General features: G+C 37.5%; 17 protein-coding genes and 2 pseudogenes. 17 read left to right on the plus strand and 2 right to left on the minus strand.

Annotation, left to right across the window (positions count from 1 at the left end; translation table 11 throughout):
- The 7 genes and pseudogenes from LKJ51_RS04075 to LKJ51_RS04100 form a co-directional block, all read left to right on the plus strand.
- Positions 1-348: pseudogene (locus LKJ51_RS04075) on the plus strand (serine hydrolase); the annotation flags it as partial.
- 183 nt (positions 349-531) lie between these two features.
- Positions 532-576 (plus strand): annotated as a pseudogene (locus LKJ51_RS07170) (hypothetical protein); the annotation flags it as partial.
- A 12-nt stretch (positions 577-588) separates the two neighbouring features.
- Positions 589-2,511 (plus strand): peptidoglycan amidohydrolase family protein, encoded by a 1,923-nt coding sequence (locus LKJ51_RS04080; RefSeq protein WP_291979692.1) that lies wholly within the window; start codon positions 589-591, stop codon positions 2,509-2,511.
- 114 nt (positions 2,512-2,625) lie between these two features.
- Positions 2,626-4,632 carry a hypothetical protein gene (locus tag LKJ51_RS04085; protein WP_291979693.1) on the plus strand — a complete coding sequence of 669 codons (2,007 nt, stop codon included), beginning with the start codon at positions 2,626-2,628 and terminating at the stop codon, positions 4,630-4,632.
- Between the two features lie 208 nt (positions 4,633-4,840).
- On the plus strand, positions 4,841-6,145 hold the full coding sequence (locus LKJ51_RS04090; protein WP_291980122.1) for an NlpC/P60 family protein: 1,305 nt from the start codon (positions 4,841-4,843) through the stop codon (positions 6,143-6,145).
- 58 nt (positions 6,146-6,203) lie between these two features.
- A complete protein-coding gene (locus tag LKJ51_RS04095) occupies positions 6,204-6,710 on the plus strand; it encodes a hypothetical protein (RefSeq protein ID WP_269028820.1) in 507 nt (168 codons plus the stop codon).
- A gap of 131 nt (positions 6,711-6,841) precedes the next feature.
- Complete coding sequence (locus LKJ51_RS04100) at positions 6,842-7,813, plus strand: Lreu_0056 family protein (protein ID WP_278808573.1); 972 nt, start codon at positions 6,842-6,844, stop codon at positions 7,811-7,813.
- A gap of 50 nt (positions 7,814-7,863) precedes the next feature.
- Here LKJ51_RS04100 and LKJ51_RS04105 read toward each other — a convergent pair whose 3' ends face one another.
- Positions 7,864-9,174, minus strand: a complete 1,311-nt coding sequence (locus tag LKJ51_RS04105) for an LCP family protein (RefSeq protein WP_434737676.1) — start codon at positions 9,172-9,174, stop codon at positions 7,864-7,866.
- A 338-nt stretch (positions 9,175-9,512) separates the two neighbouring features.
- Here LKJ51_RS04105 and LKJ51_RS04110 point away from each other — a divergent pair, with 338 nt between their 5' ends.
- The 3 genes from LKJ51_RS04110 (at position 9,513) to LKJ51_RS04120 (ending at position 13,570) form a co-directional block, all read left to right on the plus strand.
- Positions 9,513-11,657 (plus strand): SEC10/PgrA surface exclusion domain-containing protein, encoded by a 2,145-nt coding sequence (locus LKJ51_RS04110; RefSeq protein ID WP_291979484.1) that lies wholly within the window; start codon positions 9,513-9,515, stop codon positions 11,655-11,657.
- A gap of 110 nt (positions 11,658-11,767) precedes the next feature.
- The gene (locus LKJ51_RS04115; RefSeq protein WP_003716792.1) at positions 11,768-12,976 is read left to right on the plus strand and encodes a mannosyl-glycoprotein endo-beta-N-acetylglucosaminidase; all 1,209 of its coding nucleotides are present in this window, start codon (positions 11,768-11,770) and stop codon (positions 12,974-12,976) included.
- An 81-nt stretch (positions 12,977-13,057) separates the two neighbouring features.
- Complete coding sequence (locus LKJ51_RS04120; RefSeq protein WP_270529951.1) at positions 13,058-13,570, plus strand: hypothetical protein; 513 nt, start codon at positions 13,058-13,060, stop codon at positions 13,568-13,570.
- Positions 13,571-13,658: 88 nt separating this feature from the next.
- Here the strand turns inward: LKJ51_RS04120 and LKJ51_RS04125 are convergent, their stop codons facing one another.
- Positions 13,659-14,192, minus strand: a complete 534-nt coding sequence (locus tag LKJ51_RS04125; protein ID WP_291979483.1) for a hypothetical protein — start codon at positions 14,190-14,192, stop codon at positions 13,659-13,661.
- A 472-nt stretch (positions 14,193-14,664) separates the two neighbouring features.
- On the opposite strand from LKJ51_RS04125, the gene LKJ51_RS04130 reads away from it, so the two are divergent.
- The 7 genes from LKJ51_RS04130 to istB all read left to right on the plus strand — a co-directional run bounded on the left by LKJ51_RS04130 (position 14,665) and on the right by istB (position 23,260).
- A complete protein-coding gene (locus LKJ51_RS04130) occupies positions 14,665-14,955 on the plus strand; it encodes a type II toxin-antitoxin system MqsR family toxin (RefSeq protein WP_003716795.1) in 291 nt (96 codons plus the stop codon).
- Positions 14,956-14,969: 14 nt separating this feature from the next.
- Positions 14,970-15,893, plus strand: a complete 924-nt coding sequence (locus LKJ51_RS04135) for a type II toxin-antitoxin system antitoxin SocA domain-containing protein (protein ID WP_263316755.1) — start codon at positions 14,970-14,972, stop codon at positions 15,891-15,893.
- 27 nt (positions 15,894-15,920) lie between these two features.
- Positions 15,921-16,571 (plus strand): DUF6037 family protein, encoded by a 651-nt coding sequence (locus tag LKJ51_RS04140; RefSeq protein WP_291980123.1) that lies wholly within the window; start codon positions 15,921-15,923, stop codon positions 16,569-16,571.
- A 306-nt stretch (positions 16,572-16,877) separates the two neighbouring features.
- Positions 16,878-19,802, plus strand: a complete 2,925-nt coding sequence (locus LKJ51_RS04145; RefSeq protein WP_291979480.1) for an LTA synthase family protein — start codon at positions 16,878-16,880, stop codon at positions 19,800-19,802.
- A 163-nt stretch (positions 19,803-19,965) separates the two neighbouring features.
- Entirely contained in the window at positions 19,966-21,084 is a 1,119-nt protein-coding gene (locus LKJ51_RS04150; protein WP_191337229.1) for an AI-2E family transporter, read from the plus strand.
- 201 nt (positions 21,085-21,285) lie between these two features.
- On the plus strand, positions 21,286-22,497 hold the full coding sequence (istA, locus tag LKJ51_RS04155) for an IS21 family transposase (protein ID WP_228342631.1): 1,212 nt from the start codon (positions 21,286-21,288) through the stop codon (positions 22,495-22,497).
- A 4-nt stretch (positions 22,498-22,501) separates the two neighbouring features.
- On the plus strand, positions 22,502-23,260 hold the full coding sequence (gene istB, locus LKJ51_RS04160) for an IS21-like element helper ATPase IstB (RefSeq protein WP_098035575.1): 759 nt from the start codon (positions 22,502-22,504) through the stop codon (positions 23,258-23,260).
- The last annotated feature ends 43 nt before the right edge of the window (positions 23,261-23,303 follow it).

Genomic DNA, 23,303 nt, shown 5'->3' on the forward strand with positions numbered 1-23,303 from the left:
TCATTAACGGTTCCATCAGATCAATTAAAGCTATTGAAGATGATCTACTTAGATCCATCTTCTAACTACCTTAATGATAAGTCACGGAATTATATCAAATGGCTAATGAATACCGTTTCTGCTGAGCAAAGCTGGGGTATTTCTGCTGGAAGCAGTAATTATTACCTGAAGAACGGTTGGCGTCCTGCCAGTGATAATGGTTTATGGGAAGTTAATAGTATTGGTTATATTCCAAATGGTAGTAATAGCTATACAATTGCAGTTTATACTCGGAACAACCGTAATTTTAATTGGGGTGTTAGTTATGTTGAGGCCTTGGCTAGAATTACGCGCCAAATTATAGGTTAAGCACTTAAAAACTTGGTAAAAAACTAGATTGGAAAATTCCTATCTAGTTTTTTTGTTTGGTGTTAAGATAAGAGTGTTTATATTTATGGAAGGGTAAGATCTGATGAAAAATCACTTTAAATTGTATAAAGCTGGCAAACTAGCCAGAATAACTGGTATTACTTCAATAATGGTCAAAACGCTACCAATTGGCAATATATCAATAATAATTGGTATTACCTAAACCCGCAAAATAGTGCGATGGAGACGGGACTACAAACGATTAACAATAGTAAATACCTTTTAAATCCACAACACGATGGCACATATGGTGCAATGCAGACTGGTTGGCAATCTGTTAATAATAATTGGTACTACTTTGCTAATAATGGTGCGGCTATGAACGGCTGGCAATGGTTAGGAAATAATTGGTACTACTTTGATCCGTCCAGTTCAATTATGCAAAGTGGTTTAAAGCAGATTAATAACCATGGTTACTACTTAAATGATCAACATGACGGTACTTATGGCGCAATGAAGAATGGCTGGCAACAAATTAATGGCCGTTGGTATGGCTTTGGCGGTGCTAATGATGGTGCTGCCTACACTGGTTGGCATCTTATTAATAATAACTGGTACTACTTCAATCAAGATGGAGAAGCACGGACTGGTTGGCAAACGATCAACGGTCACCGTTATTACTTCGATCCGACTAATGCTTGGGCGCTTAAAAGTTGGCAAGTATTGAATAACAGCTGGTATTACTTTGACACTAACAATACCTGGGCTTTAACGGGTTGGCAGTGGTTAGGAAATAATTGGTATTACTTTGCTCCTACAAATAATGCAATGCTTGCTGGTCTTCAGACTATCAATAACAACTTGTATTACCTTAACGATCAACATGATGGTGCATACGGTGCGATGAAGACTGGTTGGCAATTGGTTAATGGTAGCTGGTACTACTTTAACAACAGTGGCTCAGCATTATCTAGTTGGCAAACAATCAATGGTAACCGTTATTACTTTGATCCTACGAATCACCAAATGTTTACAGGTGTTCATTTAATTAATGGCGACTACTACTTCTTTAGCCCATCAGGAAGTCAACAAAAGGGATTAGTTTATAATCCTGCTACAGGTTCACTACAATATTACGATCTTGTTACTGGTGTTCGCCAAAATTCAGCAATTGTGGACGGAAAAACCTTATACTTCAATTCAACTACTGGCGATCTGGATTTGAATAATCTAGCTGATGGCTTAAATAAGCTGGGAAATAATCATTACTTTAAGAGTAATAATCGTTTGGGAGCAAATACTTGGGAAAAGGTAAACGGTAGTTGGTACTACTTTGGTGATAATGCAGCCGCAACCACTGGCTGGTATAAGTCACCAGCAGGTTTCTGGTACTACTTTAACCAGGATGGAACTGCCAAAACTGGTTGGCAAAGCATCAATGGTCACTGGTACTTGTTTGATGCTAACAATGCAAATTCAGTTCTAGGATGGTACCAATCACCGGCAGGTTTCTGGTATTACTTTGATCCAGAAAATGCATGGGCTCATACTGGCTGGACATTTGTCGGCCATAATTGGTACTACATGGACCCAACCAATGCTAATATGTGGACTGGTGGACATTGGATTGATGGTCACTGGGTAAACCTGCAAAGTAATGGTGCCTTTGTTGGCTTTAGTCAACGGGTAATTAATTGGTTCTTGGCCCGTGAAGGCAAGTTAACCTATTCAATGTACGGTTCACGAACTGGGGCTGATGGAACTGCTGACTGTTCTGGTTCAATGACACAAGCTGTTTGGAGCGCTGGCGGTCATACACCTGCCCATACTTATTCCACTTTAGATTTGGGTAATTACTTGCTTCAAAATGGTTACTACCTTGCAGGACGTGGCCGTGGCGTTCAAAATGTTCAATACGGTGATATTGTGATTTGGGGTAACCCAGGTGCTTCTGCTGGTGGAGCAGGTCATACGGTAGTTATCTCTACTGCAGGCCCAGATCCAATGTGTATCTCAACTTGTGGATACTACTGGAGTTCAAATCCAAATTCTCGGTACGGTGCTGCTGGTCAAGCTGTTCAAGAATTTAACTATCAATGGTATTGGAACGATGATGATCGGCCATACCAAATGGTTTATCGTCCTAACTTCTACTGGGCATAATGATAATAAAAGATCTCATCAGTTGATGGGATCTTTTATTATTAATTGCGGTGTTAATTCTAAAATAGATGTTGTAAAATAATTGTGATTAAGCGTAAAAAAGGAGAATCATCAATGACTAACAAGAGTCTTCATTCTCATAAATTGAGAAATACGATTTTAGTTGCCGGTGCTGCTTTAACACTTGGATTATTATCATCTAACACTAAAGTAAGTGCTGATAACATTGCTACCGAAAATACAATCTCAAGCTATGCAGTTAAGGCTAGTACTTCTGCTAGTTTAGCCGCAACTCCAGCAGCTAATAGTTATGCTGCTGCAAGTTCAGCAATTAGTGCTACAAGGACTGCTAGTGCTGCTAGTGCTGCTGCAAGTTCAGCAATTGCTAGCGAGACTTCTGCAATAAATTCTGAATATGATGCCAAGAGTGCAGCACAAGTTAAGGCTAATTCAGCAGCTGAAAAAGAATTATCTGATGCTAATTCTTCAGCCTATGCAATTGCTTCTAGTGCTGTAAATACTGATCCAACAAAAATTCCTGGGATCGAATCAGCTGCCCCAGCAGAATATAAAGCATATAGTGATGCTACTTCAAGTGCTAATGCCGCATACGCTCAAGCAAGTGATGCAGCCGTTCAAGCTTCAACCGCTGCATCAGCTGCCAAGGTAGCTAGTGCTAATGCTGCTTCTGACTTAGATGCCGCTAAGAAGGTCGCTGAATCAGCTTCAAGTGATGATAAATCAAATGCTGAAGCCGCAGTTGCGGAAGCAGAAAAGAAGAGTGCTGAAGCCAAGAGTGCATATGAAAAGGCACAAAAGGAAAACGAAGATGCTCAAAATAAGTTAACAGAAGCTAAGAAAACTCAGGAAAGTGCATTGGCAACTGCCAAGACCTTGTTTATCGGTTCGCTTGCTCAAAGTGGCTTCCTGAATAAGCTTGAACAAAGTAACCGAGACGCTTTACAAAAATTACAAAAAGAAAATCAAGCAAAGCTTGCTGCAATTGAAAAAGAAAAAGCGGATGCCCTTGCTTCAATGAAAAATACAATTAATGGTTATTTGAAGGCTCAACTGGCTTACTTGAACACCAATCCGTTTTTACCAACAGGAACTCCTAATAGTTGGGGGACTAAAGAAGTTAAGCAAGAAGATGGTACTACTGAAACTGTTTGGTACTACTATGGAAAAGATGGTAAAGCTCTACAAGGTTGGCAGCAATTAGGTGGCAACTGGTTCTACTTCACACCAAGTGATGGTTCCATGGTTACTGGAATTCAAAAGATTGATGGGAATATTTATTACCTTAATATTAATCATGATGGTTCTTATGGTGCAATGAAGACCGGCTGGCAAAAGGTTGATGGCAAATGGTATGGCTTTAAAGGCGATGGAAGTGCATATCTTGGCTGGCAATTGCTTAATAATCACTGGTATTATTTCGATACTGATGAAGGATATGCCTTAACTAGTTGGCAAAAGATTAACGATCATTGGTACTACTTTGATCCAGTTAACGCCTGGGCGCAAACAGGTTGGTTTAAATCTGGAGCTGGTTTCTGGTATTTCTTCGATTACAGTAATGCCTGGGCCCTTACTGGTTGGCAACGACTTAATAATCGTTGGTACTACTTTGATCCAGTCAATGCTAATGCTCAAACAGGCTGGTTCCAATCACCGGCTGGCTACTGGTACTTCTTTGATTACAATAATGCCTGGGCATTAACTGGCTGGCAATGGATTAATGGTCACTGGTACTGGTTTGATAACACTAATGCATCTGCATATACTGGCTGGAAATGGTACCGTGGCTATTGGTACTTCTTTAACCAAGAAAATGCTTGGATGTCAACTGGCTGGACAACTAACCGGGATAACAATGAGTTATACTATCTTGACGCGGCAGGACATCCAGTTACTGGTTGGCAGATGAGTCAAGATGGTACTTGGTACTACTTCCAATCAGGTAGTTATGCTGCTGCTACTGATTGGCAATGGCTAAATGGTCACTGGTACTACTTTAATCCAGGTTATCCAAAGCACGGTGCAATGATGACTGGTTGGCAAAATATCAATGGTAAGAGCTACTACTTCTACAGCAATGGTTACTGGAGTGGCTACTAATAAGTTAAATTAATATTTTATTGATTGAGAACGTCTTGACTTAATGAGGGTCAAGACGTTTTTTGTAACAAAAAATTTCACTAATATTACAAGACGGCAACATTCGTTAACAAACTGACGACATTCAACTTTTTAAGAAAAATTTATTGTATAGTAGTAACCGTTGAAATTATTGATGAACGAATTAAAGGGAGTTGTATTTTAGTTTATGAGTAAGAAACATTACAAGTTATATAAGAGTGGTAAGCAATGGTTAACTATGGGAATCACTATTGCTTCATTAGCTTTTGGTATAACAATGGCTACTGACGCTCAAGCTGATGTAGTTGCTCAAGACAATGCAACTTCGACTACTCAAGTTGCTCAATCACAACAAACTGTTGAAAGTGCAACTGTGGCAGCTAGTTATGCAAGTACCAATAGTAGTACTGCTAGTGCAAGTAATAATGTCGTTTCAGCACAGCCAGCAACAACTAACAACTTTTCCACTAATGTTGCTAGTCAAGCTAGTCAAACAACTTCAGTAGCCCAAAATGGGTTAGTTAAAGAAAATGGTAATACTTATTACTACAACAATAATGCCAAAGTTACCAATGAATGGGAACAAGTAAATAACAGTTGGTATTACTTTGGCAATGAAGGAAATGCCCAAACTGGTTGGTACCAATCACAAGCTGGCTTCTGGTATTACTTCAATAATGAAACTGCTCAAGCAGAAACTGGTTGGCAAAAGATTAATAATAACTGGTATCACTTTGACGAAACCAATGCTAATGCAAGTACTGGTTGGTATCAGTCCAATGCCGGTTTCTGGTACTACTTCGATCAATCAAATGCCTGGGCTGAAAAAGGTTGGCAGAAGATTAACAATAACTGGTACTACTTCGATGATACCAACGCTAATGCTTTAACTGGTTGGCAAAAGATTAATAACAACTGGTACCACTTTGATGAAAGTAATGCCTGGGCTAACACCGGCTGGTACAAGTCTAACGCTGGTTTCTGGTACTACTTCGATCCAACTAACGCCTGGGCTTTAACTGGTTGGCAAAAGATTAACAATGTTTGGTACTACTTCGATACCACCAATGCTAATATGCTTACTGGTACTCAAACGATTGATGGTAAGACATATAATTTTGGATCCAATGGTGCTTGGTTGGATGATCATAGTGAAGCCGTAAATAAGGCAATGTCAATGCGTGGTCGTGCTTATGTATGGGGTGGTAATAATCCATCTACTGGTTTTGATTGTTCTGGGTTAGTTCAATGGGCATATGGCTTAGGCGCTAACTATCGAACAACTTACCAACAACAAGCATTAGGTACTCACCACTATGATGTTGCAAATGCTCCTAAGGGTGCGTTGCTATTTTATGGTAGTAATAGTGCACCATACCATGTAGCGATTTCTCTTGGTAATGGTGCATATGTCCATGCTCCAGAACCTGGTGACGTAATTAAAGTTGGTTACACTAAGTACTACTCAGCAAGTTACTACGTTGTGTTGTAATTAGTTTTAGAATATAAGATAATAGATGAAACAATTAATAAAGAAGGAGCATTATTATATGAAAAAACTTATGGCAACTGTTGCTGCCGGTGCATTAATGATTACTTTAGCAGGCTGTGGTAATTCAAGTAGTTCTACTAAAGATAATTCAAGTAATGATGCATCCTCAAGTAAGGTTGTAAAAAGTGCAAAAACTTCTGGTAAGACCGCGGCTACTTCTACTAATCAGAGCAAGAAAGCAAGTGAAAAGTCAGTATCTAGTTCTGCAGTAACAAGTAGTTCATCCAGTAATGTTACTTCTAGTAGTAAGTCTACTACTGCTACTTCAACATCAGAGCAAAGCACTCGTGAGCAAATGACAGCACAAGATGCCAAAAATATTGTTAAAGAACATATCGGTAATCAGTTAAACAATGCTGGTATCTCAGGTAAGCCAGCTACTGGATTACCTTCAATTGATGAGGTTGATGGATATACGGCTGTTCAAAATGGAATTAACGATTGGACTGTAAGTGGTAACGGTCATTCATTCCATGTTACGGCTACTTCTGTTACTGGAAAATAATTGAATATAACATAATCCATAGTCTACAGTGACGTAGATTATGGATTTTTTATTTTGGACTGAAAGATATTGTGGATAGGCTGAATTGCTTTATAATTACAGTGTTAAAGATTAGTTTTGGAGGATTTTTAATGAGAAAAATAGGTTTAGTAATTGTTACATCGCTACTTGCGGTAACTTTAGCAGCATGTGGTAACACACATAATAGTAATTCATCTTCTAGTTCGAACAATACGAAAGTTGCTAAAAAGGCAGCTAATAGTACTACCATGAATACTTCTAATAATTCAACGCTCGATCCTAATCAGCTAACGCCAGCTCAAAACGCTGCACTAGTTCTTTATTATACTGGTGAGCATATGCCAGGGTCTGATCAAAATGATTACTCTAAGGATATGGATGTATCTGGTCAGGGAGCGGTTGTAAAAATTTATAATAAGAATAGCGTTCCTAAGGGAGAGGGACCGCTTTATAAGGATTATCCTGATGGTGCAGATCTTTTATACTATGTGAAGCTTAATCAAAAGGATAGTGAACATGGAATAGATAGCACTTACTACACAATAGCTGGGAACAAGACTTACATCTCTGATAGCGATGCGGGAATATCTCCTGATGGGGTAACTAAAGCTGAGATGGTTGCTTATGCTAAGCAGCATCATGCAGTTAAGCGGATTATGAATGTTGCTAACAATACTAAGGTTCAAGACATGCGGAATCAATCTGCATCAGCAAATAATTCACATAATTTATCAACTCAGCAACTGGGAACCCTTGTAGCTTTATATCAAGAACCAGATTGGTTTAAGGACGGAATAAGTGATGGAATGATGTGGTATGGAAGCAACTCGAATGGCTTTAGTTACGTTACCGCTAATGGTGATCCAACTAGCTGGCTGTATTTTAAACGAAATGGCAACGACGTAACGATTAAATACGTTGATCCTAAAGAGGGTCAATCAGTAGCAGAGGCTTCGACCACAACGAAACACGTTACTGTATCGGGACTGCTTCGAGATTACTATACTAATCAGTCACAGAAAGATGAAGTTAATGGTTATGCTAATAAGCTAAAGCCAGAATCAGATTATAACGATAACTAATAAAAAAATATCATTCAGAATTATCTAAAATTCCGAATGATATTTTTTTATTATTCACGAGTTGTAGTTGGTTCTTGAACAGTACGTGCTGTAGTGTTTTCAGAAACACGACCAGTAGTAGGAGTTCTTGTAGTTTGGTACTCACTACGGACGGTTGATTGTGTTCTTCTTTCTGTTTGAGGAACTTGGGTAGTAACCTGTGAGCTTCTTATTTCACCATAGGTTCTTGCACTATTAGAATAGATAGAACTTTGTTTTTGTGATGACGATTTTATTGATGTCTTACCACCAATAACATAATCGCTTCCATTACCACTACCTGGATCGTTATAACTAGCACCACCAGGAAGAATAAAGTCTGTATTAGTTACACCATTATAGGATGGTTGAGACTTGTACATTCTAGTTTCGTGGTTAACAACTTTTTTAGGCTTAAGACCTAATTGTTTCCGAATAAGTTTAGAAATACGATTAATTTCTTTTGGACTAGCAATTTGGAATGAGACGCCCTCAATTGTGGCATCTTGTCCTTGGAAATGGTAAGTTGTGACATTATCCATAGCGGCATGGTAATTACCGTATAGTGTTGCAATATCGTCAACTGGAATATTTGTTTTTACGCCATCTTTAACTGCATCCAGAATATTATTTGCAGTTCCAATAGAGCCGGATTTCTTAAATTTCTGAATAACGCTTTCGATAATTTGTTGTTGACGTTTTTGTCGTCCATAATCATTATTTGGATCACTGTAACGCATCCGAGAATATTTAAGAGCTAACTCACCGTTAAGGTGTTGCTTTCCTTTCTTAAAGTGGTGTCCTTCGTACGTGAACGCAAAAGGATTATCTACGGTTACACCACCGACTGTATTAACAACCTTTTTTAAAACCCCCATGTTAATAACGGCATAGTAATCAATCGGAACATCTAACAGCTCGGAGACAGCTTTAACGGTCTTTTTGGGACCACCGATTGAATATGCTGCATTAATCTTTACGTATGTAGGACCTTCTTTAGTCGGAACACGAACTAGCGTATCACGAGGAATACTGGTCATAGTTATTTTCTTTGTTTTAGGGTTAATTGTAAACAATTCAAGCGAGTCAGTATTTCCACCAGTATTTCCACGATCCAAGGCACCGACATCAGTTCCCATTGCTAGGACAGAAACAGGCTCACCTTTTTGGAGCTTTTTGCTGATTTTACCATCGCCACTGCCAAAAATATTATTAGCAGCCGAATTAATCTTATGGTATTCGTAGCCACCACCGAGTAATACCAAAATAACTAGTGCCCAAATAATATTTTTAACCCAGCGAGGAGTTCGGTAGTGATGAACTTCTGGTGTATTTGGATTCATATTTGATGAAGTTCTCCGTGGGTTATTATTTGAAGACTTAAATTTTGGTAACTTAAATTTTGACATTTTGGATTCATGATTTTGCTTCTGATCCTGAGCTACCTTATCATGGATCCGTTGTTCCATCTTTTTTCGATATTCTTCACGTGTCTCGTGATTGTCATTCATATTTTGTACCTCAATCAAAAGTTTTTAACCTTATTAATATACTATAAATGTAAGGGTCATTTCAATTTGCTAATATTAGCTTAACAATTCTGTAAACATTTCGTTTTATAATATCAGTTAGTGTAGAATTATGATATAAGATTATTTCGACAAACTATGGGGGAAGATTGATGAATAAAAATCTTGTGAAAATAACGACAGTTGCGGCACTGACCACCGCAATAGGGATTGGGATTGCTGAAAATAATGTTCTCGCTGATACACAAACAACCGATTCCGCGACAAGTGTTAATTCTGATAATGTTAATAGTAATCAGCCCATTGTCAGTAATGTTGCTCAGCAGCAAGCTTCAGCGACAACTGCAGCACTTTATTCGGCCAATTTAAATACACAGAGTACCCAGTACGTAAACTTCTCACAAGGGTATACTCTTGATAAATTAAGGGGTATTTCTAACTCTACTGAAGCAAATGATTTTCAGCAGACAACAATTAGCGGGTTGAGTATGAATAATTACCAATCAGACAGTGTTGCCGCTAAAGAATATGTAAATGTTAATAACCTAAGTCCTGAACAAACGATCCAAATGAATCAGTATGGAGTAGGCTTAGTAAATCAAATTAGAAGTGAGTTTGGCTTGGAGCCTTTTCAATTAAATGACGAAACGATAGATCAGGTTCGGTCAATGGCGTTGGAATATCAAAATAAGAATGAATCATTAATGAATGGTCATTGGCATGATCCAGAAATTCTTAACAATCATAGTGAAAATATTGCTGCCCAACAAATTTATAATGATAATATAAATGGTTTAGCTGTTCGTCCTTTTGCAAGTGCTAAAGGGAATGAGTTTATCAATAATAATGCTATTCCTGTATTTAGTGTAACTACAATGGATGATTTAAGAGCACTAATTTACTATGGTGTAATGGGAATGCTCTTTAATGATGCTTCAGATAATTTTGGTCATGCACAAAATTTTTTGACTAATCCACAAAGAATTAATACGCTTGGGATCTACCCATCCATTACTAAATCAGTTGGTACGGGAACTTATAGTGATGGTTCGACATTTAATTTTAATTTGTTAAATGTTGATATGCATTTTATCTGGGCTGAAGGTGATAATAATTCTAGTACTGCTGAAGAATATAACACTCCTGGCTGGCATTTAATTGATAATGAATGGCGACATTTTGATCAGGCTGGACTATTAGAGTTAGGTTGGAAGTGGATCAACGGTAATTGGTATTACCTAGAACCGACAACTGGTAATATGCAAACTGGTTTGAAGAATGTTAATGGCAATGTGTACTACTTAAACAATAGTGGTGCGATGGTAACTGGTTGGCAAAGGGTAAATAATAATTGGTATTATTTCCAAAATAATGGTGCTGTGTTGACTGGCTGGCAATTCATTAACGGCCACTGGTATTACTTTACTAGTCAGGGGGTTGCAGAGACAAACTGGCAGTGGATTGGGAACCATAAGTATTATTTTGATTTAGATAATGCATGGGCATTGACCAATTGGCAAAATTTGAGCGGTAATTGGTATTACTTTGATTTAAACAATGCTTGGATGGATACGAATTGGCAATGGATTGATAATAATTGGTTCTACTTTAGCCCTAGTTATGGCCAAATGATGACGGGATTACAAACGGTTGAAAATAGTTTATACTTCTTAAATACGCAACATGATGGCAATTATGGGGCTATGCGGTCTGGTTGGTGGAATATTAATAATAACTGGTATTTCTTCTATAATAATGGAGCTGCAGCAAAGGGATGGTTCCGGTCTGGTGCAGGAAACTGGTACTACTTTGGTAACGATGGTAAAGCGTTGACAGGTTGGCAAAAGATCAACGGGCATGGTTATTACTTTGATACTGTTAATGCCTGGGCAGTACGTGGATTTCAGTTGATTGATAACAGTTGGTATTACTTCGATCCAGTAAATACTTGGCAGAATAGTGGCTGGCAATTTATTGGTAATAACTGGTTCTATATGAACTCAACGACTGGCCAAATGGAGAGTGGGTTGCAAACGGTTAACGGAAAGGTATATTTCTTAACCACTCAACATAACGGTTTGTTTGGAGCAATGACTACTGGTTGGCAAAAAGTTAATGGAAAATGGTATTACTTTGACGCTAGTGGCTCAGCATTAATCGGCTGGCAAAAGATTAATGGTCACTACTACCACTTTAAGAATAATGGTGAAGCGGATACTGGGGATGTTTACTTAACCAATAACGGACAAAGTAAGCTTTACCATTTTGATGAGCAAAATGCATGGTTAACTGAATAAGTTGATTAAGAAAGGTTGGCGTTGAGTCAGCCTTTTTGTGTTAGCTTGTTAGCTAAATAATTAAGTGCTAAAATGAAACCGTATTTTGTTACTTTTGGGGAGGAATAATCTTGAAAAAGAAATTATGGTTGGCTTCAACCACTGTTTTAGCAGGATTAGCGCTTGGAATTACTAGTGTTAGTGCTGATACTAATGTAAGTACAAATAGTAGCAATATGAATAGTACTACTGTTGCTACTACTAATAATGTAAATACAGATAGTAGTGCTGTATCGACTCAAGTAAGTAATAGTGATGCAGCAGTTACGAGTGCTTCTGCTGATACTAGTGCACAAGGTAGTAATGTTGCAAGTGAACAACAAACTACGACTGTTGCTCAGTCTGTCACAGCCACTACCAGTCAAGCACGAGCAGATTGGTACTCTGGTTATTCAACTGGCTGGCAATCAAGTCGGAATTATGATGGTACCTATGATTGGACTTATCGTAAGACTGATGGTACGCGAGCAGAAAGTGAATGGCTATTAATCAATGGTTCCTGGTACTATTTTGATGGTTTAGGTGAGATGTCAGCTAACGGATGGCATAGTGCTCCATGGCATGGGCAATATAACGAATATTATTTTGATGTTAATGGCCACTACGTAACAAATAGTTGGCATTCATATAATAATGGCAAATATGCATATCCAGAATATACATGGTCATATTCCAAGTCTGATGGCACACGAGCAGAAAGTGAATGGTTATGGATCAATGGTGCTTGGTACTATTTTGACGGTGCAGGTGACATGGTTGCTAATGGATGGCATGGTGCTCCATGGTATGGGCAATATAACGAATATTATTTTGATGTTAATGGCCACTACGTAACAAATAGTTGGCATTCATATAATAATGGCAAATATGCATATCCAGAATATACATGGTCATATTCCAAGTCTGATGGCACACGAGCAGAAAGTGAATGGTTATGGATTAATGGTGCTTGGTACTATTTTGACGGTGCAGGTGATATGGTAGCTAATGGCTGGCATGGTGCTTCGTGGAATGATCAATACAATGAATATTACTTTGATGTAAACGGCCACTATGTAACAAATTGCTGGCATTCATTCAGTAATGGCCATAACCAATATCCAACCTGGTCGTATTCTAAAGCAGATGGTACTAGGGCCGAGAATGAATGGTTATGGATCAATGGTGCTTGGTACTATTTTGATGGTGCAGGTGATATGGTAGCTAATGGCTGGCATTATGCTCCGTGGAATGGTGAATACAGGGAATATTACTTTGATGTTAATGGTCATTGCCTATAATTAAATCTAATTTAGAAGGCTGTCTGAATTGGCAGCCTTTTTGTTATACAATCAAATAAAAAGAGACTTGGTGAATTGAAAATGGATTCAGGTATTATTTCGGCTTGGGCTGATGTGGCTTCGGCTATTTTGGCTTTTTTTGCTTTATTGGCAGCTTGCTATGCATGTTACGTAAGTAGAAAAGATTTAAAATATCGGTTAGATCCTAAGCCGAAACTTCATTTTTGTGTTGCATATGATTGTGAGGATGGGAAAGATGGTTATCAGTTAGTTTGTATTAATTCAGGTGATATGGCAGCAATTATTAATATTAAGGAGCCAAAGCCAAAAAGAACAATAAAATATATTCACAGAAATTGGCCATCAGCAAAGTTTGATAATGAAGCTATAAATAGCATTATTGTCGATCCACATACTAAAAAGAAAATTTTCTTTGTTGATAAATCATTTTGTAATAAAGTAATTGGTGAAAAACGAAAAAATATAAATTACTGTTTGAAAATTTTTGAAGCTATTAATAAGATTGAAAGTGATCTTATTTTTGACTTTAATAAGAATGAAAATATTACTGTAAAAGAAGTACAGCATGTTTGAGCTAAATGTTTTATAAACCCAAAAAGAGGAATCAGCGCTAATTGCTGACTCCTCTTTTTGTGAAAGAATGCTATTTCCACTATTTTAATTATTCGTTATGACTTACTGTAACTCCACTTGGTAATGCTCCTGACCAGTCTTTGTATTGAACTTGGGAACTTCCCTTGGTAGTGTAGCGATCCATCCCATCGCTATCAACATTGTGGGTAACTCCTTCAGAGTCAGTCCAAGTTGCGACATCACCTAAACCAAGTTGAACTGATTTTTGTTCCTTAACGCTGCTTGATGAACTAGCAACTTTAGCTGGAGCAGTAACTTGTTGGTTAGCACCATTGTTAGTTGCACTTGCAGCCGAACTGGTAGTTACGTTCTTAGCAGAACTTGTGCTACTACTTGAAGATGCAACGTTTGTACTTGCTAAGTGGTTAGTAGCAGCTGCAGTTTTAGCACTGGTTGATGCTGACTTTTCACTCTTCTTGTGACTTTGCTTAACCACTTGTGAACTTGATGCTTCATGGGTCTTGTGCGATGTAGTTGTGGAACTGCCAACAGCACAACCACCTAGACCTAGTGCAAGTAAAATAACAAGTGAACTATTTAAAACTTTCTTATTCATCTTCATGGTAATAGCACTCCTTCCGGCAACGTTAATTTTAACGTTGTTGTTCTCTTTCGATGCATATATTGTAACATAGTTGAAATATTAATGTAAATATTTAGCAATTAAAATGGTTGATTTTGCAATTTTTGTAATGAAGTGCAATGAAAGGGTAATAAAGGAGACTTAATTAATATTACTTGGCTTTTTGTTGATTAAAATTATATAGATATTGCTGAAGCTGTAGTGAGTACCACAAAGAACACATAAGCCTGTAATACCAGCGTATTGTTGGCATTACAGGCTTTTGGTTACTTAAATAGCGCTGTTTTAACTTTAGTGAACTGAATTATCTTAATCATATGCAGAATATCTTGATCATTTTGTGAATTTTGATTAAGATACTTTACTTTTTAACGTTCTTGCTACTAATTAGTAGTAAAGGCATGACCGTCATGCTATAATGATATAGCAATAAAATACTGGGAGGATTGTAATGGAGGTTGGTGAGGCATTAGCAAGATTAAAATTTCTTGTAAATCATGATCGATTTTATATGGTTCAACGACAAAGTAGAATGGCAATGCCGGTTTCTGTAACTTTAGCTAAGGAAATTGTTAGACAGTTATCCATTAACGATTTTGTCAAACATGAACCTAATCGAAATAATCCATTACAATTTGTTTGGGTATTTAAAACTAGTGATGGACAGACTTATTACATTAAGTTTGTTTTTACTGAGAACAACCAGAAAGTGGTACTTATCAGTTTTCATCTTGATTATTAAAGGAGGAGGTTTATATGGCTTACCAAAAGAACTTCACAACTACTTATACCATTAACGGACATGAGTACACGGTAACGGCGCCGGCTCTTTTTGACAGTAACACCAATGAACTGATTCCGGATAAAGAGCTGGATGATCAAGCTGCCGAAATAGCTCGTCAACAATACCGTGATGAGATGGGATTACTGTCACCACAAGAATTAAAGCAATATCGTGCTAAGGTAGGACTATCTCAACGTAATTTAGCTGAATTAACTGGGTTAAGTCCAAATACAATAGCACTTTACGAGGCTGGTGCATTTCCTACCAAAGCCAATAATAGACTGCTAAAATCACTCATTGCTAATGATGATGTGCTTCAACAATATATTGCTGATGAAAAGAATGATTACTCTGATGAATTAATTTCGAAGGTGAACTCTTATCTAAGTAATAATGATGGTGTGGTTGAGTCACAAAAGGAGAAACCTAAGTTTACGGCCGTACAATTAGCTAATTGGTTACGAGTTGAAAACTATTTTGAAAGGGATAGCGATTTAAATATTGACCCTTTGACACAAATGAAGGTCATTAAACTGCTCTACATTGCATATGGGAGATTTTTAGCCGCAACCAGAAATAAATTATTTTCTTCAACAATCGTTCACTTCCAATATGGCCCATTGATAACGGAAGTACATTCTAAATTTAATGGTCAGAGTGTTCTGGACATTGATAAACCAGATAAAGAAGCGATGGATGACTACAACCTAGTTTCACAGGATGGCGAGATTGCGGACCTTCTAAGTAAAGTGAATGAAGATTACATTAACTACAACGCTGCTCGATTAAGCAAGCAAACTCATCGGCCAGGTTCACCGTGGGACTTAACTCCAGATCGGGAAGTAATTAAGGATCAGTTGATTTTTGATACGTTTAAGCGAGGGATAGAAGAATAAAGTTCGTATAGTAAAAAGGAAGTATTGGTGTTGAAATATTTTACTAAATTACGTCAAGTTGTAATGGAAATGGAGAAAGAAGAAGTTGTTATTTATCCTTGCTACGTTAGTTATAAAAGTACGAAGTATATTGTATTGATTGAGCGAATTCTTGACGATACAAATAATTCCGATATTGCAAAACTAATTTTTATGGATGCAGATAATTTATCTGATAAGCTAGCAGTTATGGTAAATGATTATAGTTTTTCTTCAGCTACTACTAAGGAGATCAGAATATTTTTTAATATTCCATATGAGGATGGTAAACTTGGTACGCTTTTTCAGAATCTTTATATGAGTTTAAGCAGTCAATTTCCAAACCACTATTTTCCAAACTATAAGAACCAAAAGTCACTTCGACAAATTGTTCTTGATGAAATTGGTAGCAATTCTCCTGCTAATGCTGACAAAAAGTACTGTCATCATATTAAACGCCTTGGTGTAACTTCAAACGGTAAGCATATGAGGAGAAGTGCTTATAACAGTCAAAAAACTCAACTACTCCGTCCATCTCTATTCAATTATTTTTGTAAAGATAAATCGTTGAGTTTCTGTTTTTATGATGACCCAAATATGGAGCGAAACGATACGCAAATTATTAATTATTTTTCTAGTAACAAGGGAATTAATGTGTAATACTTAGTATTAATTAAGATAGCTTAAATGTTATATTTAGTAGTAAATTATTTACAACTAATATATTGTCACATCAGCTTTTGACCATAGTTTCTGAATACACTTTTAACACGTTTAGAGTCTAATACTGTCATACCAATACCTCAGCTAATACAAAACAGCGACTCTAGTCAGCATTTATAACCATGAAAAGGCCTGTAATAGCAATAATCAACGTTGCTATTACAGGCCTTTTGTATACTATTTTTTGTATCTCCCCACCGTCTATATTAAAATAGGAAAGATATTATTTTAGGGGAGAAAATCATGCATCGATTAAAAAGTAATCTAGTTTGGGTTGCGCTGATGTTCTGGGTTGGAATTGCTCAGGTATATTGGCAACTTGGACCACATATAGCAAGTTACAGTAATGCCAGTCTTCACACCAGTGCGTATGAAGTCTTAAAAGGCTTAACATTGCTTGGCTCTGATATTCTGATTTTACTGTTAGGGTATTTCCTATCACAAAGGAGTCATCGTGAATCGACAATCATTAAAGCATGGCTGAACGCTTTAGTCCTGGGTGTCCTGGCTAGTGTATTAGTGGCACTTAGCACCAACCAGCTTGCAAAGGTCACAGTCTTTCATATCGACTTCTTCAATGCAACTTTTCCGTTATTGCGGAATACCTATCCACTGATTTTCGGAAGCTTACTGGGACTAATTCTGACTGCAGTAATTAATGATCAAAAATTCATTTGGCGTCGATCGGCTTTGATTAGTATTTGGCTTCTCATAATTGTCCCACTCTTTTGGACACCAAATATTTGGGGATGGACGAGTAACCATTTAACATTATTTTATGCGTTACTGTTTGTCCTTGGTGCCAATGTTAAGCAGGGAAGTTATCATCGAAAATGGCTTCTTATTACTGGCTTAGGATTACTGATCACAGTTGTCCTTCAAGGGATCATGCCATTCATGAGTATTGATGGGCGAACAACAAGTCGCTTCACCACACCAACCAATATTTTCACCGTTTTAGCTGCTTATGGAATTGTCAAAATTACGGTGAATCACTTAGAACAGCCAAATTGGCGATCGTTATATTCCTACTTAACGTTAATTGAGAATACGGCATTACTGGCAAGTGTCCAACTCATCGTGAAACTTCACAACGCTTATGGCAGCTTGAAGGAGGGAATAATTACAATTATTTTTCTCCTTTTTTCCTTAGCATGTTCCTACGTTTGGTGTAGATTATCAACGGGTAATTTTGCTAAGCGACACCTTCAGCGAATTGATCGGTTCACTGGTCAATCCGCTGACGAACAGCTTCAATTAATAAAACAGCGGCTTAATTCCTGGATGCCAAACATTATTCTGGGGTTTATCTCCTACCTAATCGCAGCTCTTTCGATGCTATTAATGAATGACGGCTTTTCTGTAAGTCCGAACGTTGATGCAACCTACAATATTTTTGCCTACACTTTTGGTCAACGGGAGCTACTATTACTCTTTACGGCATTCTTGATCTTCGCGGTCATTAAGTTTATCCAGGCATTGACCAATCGCTATTGGATCGGGTTGATTAGTGTTATTGCAATCAGTGCAGTTTTTGTTGTGGCTAATCATGAAAAAAATGTTGCTCGAAACGAACCAATCCTTCCTGCAGATCTTGCGATGGTGCGGGTCGCTAAAAACTTGTTTGGCATGGTTGATGGTATAGTTTGGATAGTTGCCCTGGTAACCTTAATGATCCTGATTGCGGTAACTGTTTGGCTAGAAAAGACTCATCCCCTAAGAAACGCAGTGGGGGGGGTAACACAACGGTTGCTATTTGTTCTCCTGGCCCCATGCTTATTTGCGACAGCATTTTTGTGGAATCATCAGAATACACCCTTTAATAATCTGATGACTTCCATTGATGATCAGCCAATGTTTTATAACCAATTAAGTGGGGCAAGAATCAATGGTCCACTACTTCAATTCATGAACAACATTGACGTTACCGTAATGGCTAAGCCAACTGGATATTCTCGACAGAAAATGGCTGCAATTGTCCGCAAGTACCATTTGGATGCTCAGCAAATTAACCGTCAGCGAACTAATTCATTTAGTAAGCAAACCATTATTTTCAATTTGAGTGAAAGCTTTGCTAATCCACAACGGGTTCCCGGGGTGCAATTGAAGAACAATCCCGTACCGTACATTACTAAACTCAGTAAACAAAATACTGGTGGCTTAATGATCAGTTCAGGGTATGGTGGTGGAACAGCCAACATGGAATATATGGCATTGACCGGGTTCGCGTTAACTAATTTTTCGCCGACCCTGCCAACACCGTATACCCAATTGGTTAATAATTTGAAAAACAATCCATCAATCGCTCAGCAATTTAAGTCTGCAATTGCAATCCATCCCTACAACGGTGCATTTTATAACCGAACGGAGGTTTACCGAAAGTTTGGCATTGATCGCTTTCTTTATCTGGGAAGTAAGTACCCAATTCGTCATCAGAAAAAGATTGATCGTAGTCCATACTTTTCCGATCAAACTTCCTACCAAAATGTGTTAGATCAATTAATGAATTATCATGGTGGCCGGTTCATTAACCTGGTAACGATGCAGAACCACTTCCCGTATAATCAACATTATTATAATGAGATTAGTAAATATCAGGCGACAAAAGTTTCTGCCGGTACTGATAAGTCGTCAGTAAATGATTTTACCACTGGGATCCACCATACTGATGAAGCAATGAAACAATTCATTACGGCAATTGACAAAATTGAAAGGCCAATTACGGTTGTCTTTTATGGGGATCACTTACCAGGAATCTATGGCAATGAGATGACCAAGGATGGCCTTAAACTCCATGAAACAGATTATTTCATTTACTCTAATCGGTATGCGCGAGAACATGGCGCACGGAACTTTAAGCAGAAGACAGCTTACGTTGCGCCAAACGACTTTATTGCAATGGCAGCTAAGCAAACCAACTCTAAGGTGGACTGGTATCAGGCCTTGCTGACACGGGTTTACGAACAGCTGCCGGTGATTACCGAGGATGTTCAGGCAAGCGGTAATGTGAATGCCTACAATAGTAACAGTCGCTTTATTACGCAAAAAGGTAAGATCCTTAAAGAAAACCAGCTAACGAAAAAGCAAAAAGCGCTACTTCATGATTACCGTCTTGTTCAGTACGATGTCACGGCAGGTAAGCACTATGTTGTTAAAACGATGAAGTAAGTAGTACTACAGATACGAATTTCAAGGTTAAGATTGCTAATAGAAAGGAATGAATTATTTTTCTCATTTACAATCAAACATCCTTAGTGTATGGTAGAAGGGATGTTGTGGCACCTGCTTTTACGAGGTGTCCTTTTATTTTGTAAATGTTAGGATTATTATAATGAATCGAGAAAAATTTTATCATTGGCTGTTTTGGCCGATTGTTTTTTTGACAATTGCGACACTAATATTTGTTTGTACCAAAATTCAGTTTATTTTTAAGCCATTTTGGACATTCCTATCAGTAGTTTTTGTCCCATTGCTGCTGTCGGGATTCTTATATTACATGTTGAACCCAATTCTGAATTTGATCATGAAGATCAGGATCGGTAAATTCCGGATAAATCGTGGCGTGGCTAGTTTACTAATTGTTGTCCTGCTAATACTAATTATCATTTGGGGAATTTCGGCATTAATTCCACCAGTAGTAAAGGAAATTAGCCAATTAGTTAATCACTTGCCGCAAACAGTTAATGGGCTGCAGAGTTTAATGAACGATACGATTAAGCATTCGCCGTTGAAACACGTGGATCTTAATGCATACTACCGTCAGTTTGATCATCAATTAGCCGCTTATGCACAAAAGATCTTGAAGGGGCTCTCTGAACGGGTTGGCGACATTATTGGAATGGTTACTAACATTACCGTTGTTACCATTACAGTTCCGGTGATGCTCTTTTACATGTTAAAGGATGGCTCAAAATTGGTTCCTGCCATTCAAAAGTGGCTTTCACCACACCACGCTAAGGAAGTTAACCAGTTGCTTGGCAAGATGAACAACACCTTGTCTTCATACATTGCCGGACAAGTGATTGAATGTCTCTTCGTTGGTGTCTTTACTTCAATTGGTTACCTAATTATCCACGAACCACTGGCACTTGTCCTTGGGATTGTCGCTGGTTTGTGCAACATTATCCCCTATGTTGGTCCATACATCGGGATCGCCCCGGCACTATTTGTTTCTTTGACAATGGCACCGGATAAACTAATTTGGGTAATTGTCGTTGTCCTGATTGTTCAACAGATTGACGGTAACATTATTTATCCAAATATCATCGGTAAAACCCTTAAAATTCATCCACTAACAATCATTGTTCTCTTGCTTGCTGCGGGGCACATTGCTGGGATTGCCGGAATGATTCTTTGTATCCCATTCTATGCTGTTCTTAAGACTGTGGTTGAATACATGTTTGATATTTATCGGATTGAGCATCCGGTGAAGGATGAACAGGGAGAATAATAGCTTTTTGTAATGTTTTATTAATAGATCTTAAAAATCCTGGAGGGTACTTTATAATACGCCTACAGGATTTTTTAAGTTTTAAAGAATATAAACTATTTGTCCACACCGGTTATAAAATGTTGGAAAACACCGATTTAAAATTGTCGATTTTCCAACATTTTTTTATACTTGTTTCATATTAAATCTGGAGGAATTTATATGAGACAAGATATTCGACAGGAGTTGAGAAAATATCAAATGGATAAAATTAAACCAAATTTCACTGAATTAGGTCGCCAATTAGGCTGTGATCCGAGGACTGCTAAAAAATATTATTATTTGAAAGAAGATGGTTACGAAAACAAAAGAAAAAGACGTAAAAGTAAACTAGATCCCTATCGAAACATTATTGATGAAAAGGTTAAAAATTCTTGTTCAGCTACTTCAATTTTCTATTTTATTAAGGAAATGGGTTATACCGGCGGTATAAGTATATTGCGTGATTATTGTCATCAAATTAAAGTGAAAAAGCACACAACTCCGGTTGTAAGAATTCAGACTGCTCCAGGTCAATCTGCACAAGTTGATTGGAAAGAGGATTTTGTTCTACATACCCGAAAAGGTACTCCTATTAAGTTCTCAATTTTTCTTTATGTTCTTGGATATTCTAGGAAAAAGTATCTTAACTTTGTCTTTGATCGGAAACAAGATACCTTATTCTCCAGTTTAGTCGGAGCTTTTGAATTCATGAACGGAGTTCCTAAGGAAATTGTCTTCGACAATATGAAAACGGCTGTTGATCATGCTAGAAGTTCCTTTACTAAGGTTGTATGGAATGAGAAGTTACTGGAGTTTGCACGCACCGCTGGTTTCACACCTAAATCATGCAAACCATTCAGACCACAAACCAAAGGTAAAGTCGAATCGCTAGCTAGAACCATTGAACGATTAAGAGTCTATGATTATGAATTTGATAATGTAAATGACTTAGCACAGCTAATTCATAAGTTAAATGTGCAGCTTAATAATGAATTGAGTCAAGCAACTGGGGAGAAGCCCAACACTTTATGGACAAAAGAAAAAGAATATTTATCGCCTTTTGACAAGAATTTGCTTCTTTCAATAATTGATCGGGATCAAACTCGCAAAGTTTCCAATGAATCCATGATCACTTACAAGGGTAATAAATATTCTGTACCAGTTAAGTATATCGGAAAAGAAGTTACAGTCAATATAACCGACTCACTACTTCTTGTATCATTTGATGGCCGTCTTCTGCGAAAGCATTCGCTTTCGAATCAGAAAATAAATTACCACCATGATGATCTACAAGAAATACTCGCCAATGGTGTATATCACGATCTCGCCGAAGAAGAATTGGAGAGACAGGTTCAACGTAATCTTACTATGTTTGACAATTTAAGAGGATAAATTAATGACAGCTTATACAGAATTAGAAAATAATTTAGAAGCACTAAAACTAAATGCTATTAAAGAATATCTACCAAATTACCTTGAAGGAGACAAGCAACTCTCACTAGCTGAAATCCTTAAACAATTAACTGATAAAGAATTAAATTACCGTAAGCATCGCTCAGCACGTATGTCAATTCACACGGCGCATTTTCCCTATCAAAAAGAAATTAAAGATTTTGATTTTAATTTTCAACCTTCTGTTGATAAAGGGAAAATAACCAATTTAATGTCAATGGAATTTGTTGAGAATGCACGCAATGTTTTATTTATTGGCAGTTCCGGTGTGGGGAAAACACATTTAGCTACTGGACTAGGAGTTGAAGCATGTAAAAATCATTTAAGTACTTATTTTGTTAATTGTCATGAACTAATTGAAAGGCTGAAATTAGCCTATCAAGAGAATCGTCTTGAGCCGATGCTCAAGAACTATCTTCGTTATAAGCTTTTAATAATCGACGAAATCGGCTACTTACCAATTGATGATTTAGGATCTAACCTATTCTTTCAGCTAATTTCAAGGAGATATGAAAAAAAGTCAATCATTGTTACTACTAATATTCCACTATCTAAATGGGGACAGACTTTCTCTAATCCTACTATTGCCAATGCCATTCTAGATAGATTAGTCCATCATTCAGAAATATTTAAAATTTCTGGCAAATCATATCGTATGAAAGATTACACGGAACAACATGCAAAGCAGCATTTAAACCGGTGAAAAAGTACATTTTTAAACCGGTGATTTCTGACAATTTTAAATC

Source organism: Limosilactobacillus sp., from assembly GCF_022651205.1.
In the GTDB taxonomy this organism is placed as follows: domain Bacteria; phylum Bacillota; class Bacilli; order Lactobacillales; family Lactobacillaceae; genus Limosilactobacillus.

Bases quoted from the DNA above. Each gene is read 5' to 3' on its own strand.
- LKJ51_RS04090 (WP_291980122.1), top strand. From the start codon at position 4,841: ATGAGTAAGAAACATTACAAGTTATATAAGAGTGGTAAGCAATGGTTA.
- LKJ51_RS04105 (WP_434737676.1), bottom strand. From the start codon at position 9,174: ATGAATCCAAATACACCAGAAGTTCATCACTACCGAACTCCTCGCTGG.
- LKJ51_RS04120 (WP_270529951.1), top strand. From the start codon at position 13,058: ATGGATTCAGGTATTATTTCGGCTTGGGCTGATGTGGCTTCGGCTATT.
- LKJ51_RS04080 (WP_291979692.1), top strand. From the start codon at position 589: ATGGAGACGGGACTACAAACGATTAACAATAGTAAATACCTTTTAAAT.
- LKJ51_RS04130 (WP_003716795.1), top strand. From the start codon at position 14,665: ATGGAGGTTGGTGAGGCATTAGCAAGATTAAAATTTCTTGTAAATCAT.
- istA (WP_228342631.1), top strand. From the start codon at position 21,286: ATGAGACAAGATATTCGACAGGAGTTGAGAAAATATCAAATGGATAAA.
- LKJ51_RS04100 (WP_278808573.1), top strand. From the start codon at position 6,842: ATGAGAAAAATAGGTTTAGTAATTGTTACATCGCTACTTGCGGTAACT.
- LKJ51_RS04150 (WP_191337229.1), top strand. From the start codon at position 19,966: ATGAATCGAGAAAAATTTTATCATTGGCTGTTTTGGCCGATTGTTTTT.
- LKJ51_RS04110 (WP_291979484.1), top strand. From the start codon at position 9,513: ATGAATAAAAATCTTGTGAAAATAACGACAGTTGCGGCACTGACCACC.
- LKJ51_RS04095 (WP_269028820.1), top strand. From the start codon at position 6,204: ATGAAAAAACTTATGGCAACTGTTGCTGCCGGTGCATTAATGATTACT.
- LKJ51_RS04145 (WP_291979480.1), top strand. From the start codon at position 16,878: ATGCATCGATTAAAAAGTAATCTAGTTTGGGTTGCGCTGATGTTCTGG.
- LKJ51_RS04125 (WP_291979483.1), bottom strand. From the start codon at position 14,192: ATGAAGATGAATAAGAAAGTTTTAAATAGTTCACTTGTTATTTTACTT.
- LKJ51_RS04135 (WP_263316755.1), top strand. From the start codon at position 14,970: ATGGCTTACCAAAAGAACTTCACAACTACTTATACCATTAACGGACAT.
- LKJ51_RS04085 (WP_291979693.1), top strand. From the start codon at position 2,626: ATGACTAACAAGAGTCTTCATTCTCATAAATTGAGAAATACGATTTTA.
- istB (WP_098035575.1), top strand. From the start codon at position 22,502: ATGACAGCTTATACAGAATTAGAAAATAATTTAGAAGCACTAAAACTA.